Source organism: Corynebacterium tuscaniense DNF00037 (assembly GCF_000759055.1).
GTDB lineage: Bacteria > Actinomycetota > Actinomycetes > Mycobacteriales > Mycobacteriaceae > Corynebacterium > Corynebacterium tuscaniense.
On sequence record NZ_JRNG01000069.1, the window covers coordinates 1 to 3080 of the forward strand.

6 protein-coding genes and 1 pseudogene are annotated in these 3080 nt (G+C 60.8%); 2 read left to right on the plus strand and 5 right to left on the minus strand.

Annotation, left to right across the window (positions count from 1 at the left end):
• Positions 1–94: 94 nt before the first annotated feature.
• Positions 95–245 (plus strand): annotated as a pseudogene (locus HMPREF2129_RS11280) (IS481 family transposase); the annotation flags it as partial.
• 263 nt (positions 246–508) lie between these two features.
• Here HMPREF2129_RS11280 and HMPREF2129_RS10345 read toward each other — a convergent pair.
• The 4 genes from HMPREF2129_RS10345 to HMPREF2129_RS10360 form a co-directional block, all read right to left on the minus strand.
• Positions 509–823, minus strand: a complete 315-nt coding sequence (locus tag HMPREF2129_RS10345) for an NIPSNAP family protein (protein ID WP_230208643.1) — start codon at positions 821–823, stop codon at positions 509–511.
• A gap of 105 nt (positions 824–928) precedes the next feature.
• Positions 929–1258, minus strand: coding sequence for a DMT family transporter (locus HMPREF2129_RS10350; RefSeq protein WP_034666342.1), 330 nt, complete (start codon positions 1256–1258; stop codon positions 929–931).
• Positions 1255–1614, minus strand: coding sequence for a DMT family transporter (locus tag HMPREF2129_RS10355; protein ID WP_034666344.1), 360 nt, complete (start codon positions 1612–1614; stop codon positions 1255–1257). Before HMPREF2129_RS10355 ends, HMPREF2129_RS10350 begins: the two co-directional genes overlap by 4 nt.
• Complete coding sequence (locus tag HMPREF2129_RS10360; RefSeq protein ID WP_034666346.1) at positions 1611–2156, minus strand: TetR/AcrR family transcriptional regulator; 546 nt, start codon at positions 2154–2156, stop codon at positions 1611–1613. The genes HMPREF2129_RS10355 and HMPREF2129_RS10360 overlap by 4 nt, the downstream gene beginning before the upstream one ends.
• 196 nt (positions 2157–2352) lie before the next feature.
• On the opposite strand from HMPREF2129_RS10360, the gene HMPREF2129_RS10365 reads away from it, so the two are divergent.
• Entirely contained in the window at positions 2353–2781 is a 429-nt protein-coding gene (locus HMPREF2129_RS10365; protein ID WP_269544997.1) for a recombinase family protein, read from the plus strand.
• On the opposite strand, the gene HMPREF2129_RS10370 is transcribed toward HMPREF2129_RS10365, so the two are convergent.
• Positions 2778–3080: single-stranded DNA-binding protein (locus HMPREF2129_RS10370; protein ID WP_034666348.1), on the minus strand; the 303-nt coding region annotated here is incomplete at its 5' end. The two genes, HMPREF2129_RS10365 and HMPREF2129_RS10370, sit on opposite strands and share 4 nt — an antisense overlap.

A 3080-nucleotide genomic window follows, 5' to 3' on the forward strand; every position in this document is an offset into this window, starting at 1 on the left:
GGCTTAGTGGAGCTGTCTAGTTCTTCACTGCCGGAGGCCTCTATGCCCAACGGTAACGCCCGCTTGACCACGCATGCGAGAGCGTTGCTGGTGGCCAGGCAAGCTCATCCATATCGATGTGAAGAAACTCAGCCGCATCCCCGACAGCGGCGGTTGGCGAGTCCACGACCGATCCGCGACCGGAAGACCCGATCGGGTTCGACCACGTCCATGCCGCTGTCGATGACCACACCCGACTCGCTTATATGGCCCACTAGCGGTCGCGGAGCGTCCTGAAAACCTAAAGTTTTATGAGACACCCGGCAGGAACTGGAATGTGAGACCGTTTCATGGGGCAATTGGCCTCCTCCCCGTCTCACTAAAGCGTCTCGCCCTAAGTTGTCGCAGGGTGGTGCTCGGTAGGGGTTTGTGAGGCATAATCGAGACATGAGGCTTTTGGGGTACACCCATCTGTACGCGCTGACCTGCGGCGTTGTGGGTTGTGCCGAGCGTGCTGCCGGAGTCCCTTTCAGTGTCCCTGGGGTAGGAGCGGCCGCATGAAGGTGCGCTCGTACCGCAGGACGCACCCGGACTCGTCTCGAATCCGGTCAGCGGCGATGAAGTCCGGGTGGGTGCCGAACAAGGTGCGGTACTGCTCGTAGGCAGCCAGGCTGGGGAAGCTGAACAGGGATTCCGCACGGTCACTCACACCTTCCGCGGGTAGGTAGTACCCGTGGTGGGTGCCGCCGTGTTCGTCGACATGCCGCATCCAAGCGCGGGCGAACTGTTCAAAGGCCGCGATCTGGTCGGGGTCGATGGTGTAGTGGACGACACAGGTGATCACATCCACAACGCTAGGCCCACAGGCGCTCATTGGGGAGCCTTTGTCTGTGCGCCTCGTGGTGCACCTGGGGCACACCAATCTGCCTGGTTTACCTGCGGAAATGCGTCAGTTCGCCAAGTTGGCGCCGATTTCAACGGTGAGAACTCCGACGGCGATGAAGAGGATGCCGAGGGCCATGGTTCGGGTGAGGGGTTCGTGGAAGATGACCCGGGCGAGGATCGCGGTGAGAGCTACGCCGGATGCTGCCCAGATGCCGTAGGCGACGCCAAGGGCCATGCCGTCGGCCAAGGCGAGACTTAAGGCGACGAACGCCACGAGATACCCCGCGATGACGCCGATGAACCATTTCTTCACCCGGCCACCGTCGGAGGCTCGTAGCGACATGGTCGCGACGACTTCGGACAAGATGGCGCCTGCGAGGAAGATCCATCTCATGAGTTGACTCCTGCTTCCTGGGCTGCGGTTTGCTGAGCTTTCTGGGAGCCGAGTTCGACGGTGAGGACACCGCTGATGATCAGAACCATTCCAAGACCCATCACAGCAGTCAGAGGTTCACCGAAAATCGCGGCGGATAGCACAGCGGCGAGCACGACCCCGCTGGCTCCCCAGATGCCATAGGCGACGCCGATCTGCATTCCTTCGCGCAGGCAGAAGGTGAGGAAGACGAAAGTGCCGATGTATCCGGCAGCAACCACGATGTACCAGGATGGGTGATTGAGCGCCGCCTTGAGAGACAGCGTCGCCGCCACTTCGGTAGTGATGGCACCAGCGAGCAGGAACCACTGCTTCATGGGGTTGTTCCTTCGATCAGGGAGCGAATGCTGGAGACGACGGCTTCGAGATCCGCGCCGTGGAGGGTGGACACACCTGTGGCCTGGGCGCCCCAGAGTCCGTCGGCGGCGAGTCGGGCGGTGGTCAGCCTGGCTCGGGTGGCGGCGTCGAGATCGTCCGGGAGTTCGAGCCAGCGGCCCATCCGCGTAGTCCACGGTTCGGTGAGTTCGGGCCGGTACGTCGCTTGGCCCCAGATGATGAACTCGGCGCGCTTGGCGGCCCCGTGGGCGGCGACGTGAACGTAGCTCAGGAGCCGCTCGGTGGCGTTGGCGTTCTCGAGGGGCTTGCCAAGGGTGGCAGTCATGTCGTTCTCGACGTTGGCCGCAGCGTGGTCGACGATCGCGGCGAGCAGTACGTCGCGGTTGCGGAAGTGATATAGCAATCCCGGTTTGGTGAGCCCGGCCTCGTGGGCCACTGCGTCAAGGGTAATGTCGCCACCCTCCGCTGCGTTCATGACGCGGAGGGCAGCTTCCAGGATCTCGGAGCGCTGACTGGTTCGCATATAGCTAACTTTACCATTTGGTAGGTGAAGCCTTCAACTGCGGGCGCTGGTAGGGGCACCTGGGGTACACCCCAAGCGAACAATTTGTGAATGAAAAAACTTCCTGTTCGCTAGGGTTAGTTCCAAGACTAACGGAACAGAACCGTCACTGCCTCTGGAGATCACTGAACAGTTGGGGGCGATCTCAGGACAAAAGGTGGGCTATGCCCGGGTGAGTTCGAAAGATCAGAACCTTGATCGTCAGATTGAACAACTCAAGGCAGAGAAGGTCTTCACCTATTACACGGATAAGGCCAGTGGTGGATCGCGTGAGCGCCCTGGACTTGATGAAGCAATGCGATATGTCCGTGCAGGAGATCAGCTTGTCGTCACGTCGATGGATCGGTGCGCGCGTTCACTGACGGATCTGTACGCCATTGTTGACGAGCTAGTCAGCAAAGGAGTGTCGGTGAAGCTCCTCAAGGAGGGACAGACCTACTCAAAAGACTCCACCCCGATCGCCAAGCTGATGCTAGGGCTGTTGGGTTTTGTTCAGTTGGGTAAGGCCGTGAAAGAGCTGGATCAACACCGTGAAATAGTTGAAAAAAATAACCCCGCAGGTTTCCCTGCGGGGTGTCGTTGTTAGAACGGTGCTTCGTCGTTGTCGGCGTCAGCGCCAGCCAGGGCGGCGTTCGCCGCCTCGCCTCCGCGACGGGCTGCGCGCGCAGCGGACTCTTTCTTGGAGTCGATCAGCTGCACGGTGTCGATACGGGCGACCAGCGGGTAGTGCTTCACACCGTCCTTGTCGGTGTAGACGTCGGTCTTCAGCGAGTAGCTCACCGCGACACGGTCGCCGGACCCGATGCAGCCGAACACGCCGGGGTTCTTCGCGTCCTGGACGTAGCCGGTCAGCTCCACGATCTCGCTTTCCACCTTGCCGGTGGC

Excerpts from the sequence above, each read along its gene's own strand:
- HMPREF2129_RS10355 (WP_034666344.1), bottom strand. The coding sequence starts at position 1,614 with ATGAAGCAGTGGTTCCTGCTCGCTGGTGCCATCACTACCGAAGTGGCG.
- HMPREF2129_RS10350 (WP_034666342.1), bottom strand. The coding sequence starts at position 1,258 with ATGAGATGGATCTTCCTCGCAGGCGCCATCTTGTCCGAAGTCGTCGCG.
- HMPREF2129_RS10360 (WP_034666346.1), bottom strand. The coding sequence starts at position 2,156 with ATGCGAACCAGTCAGCGCTCCGAGATCCTGGAAGCTGCCCTCCGCGTC.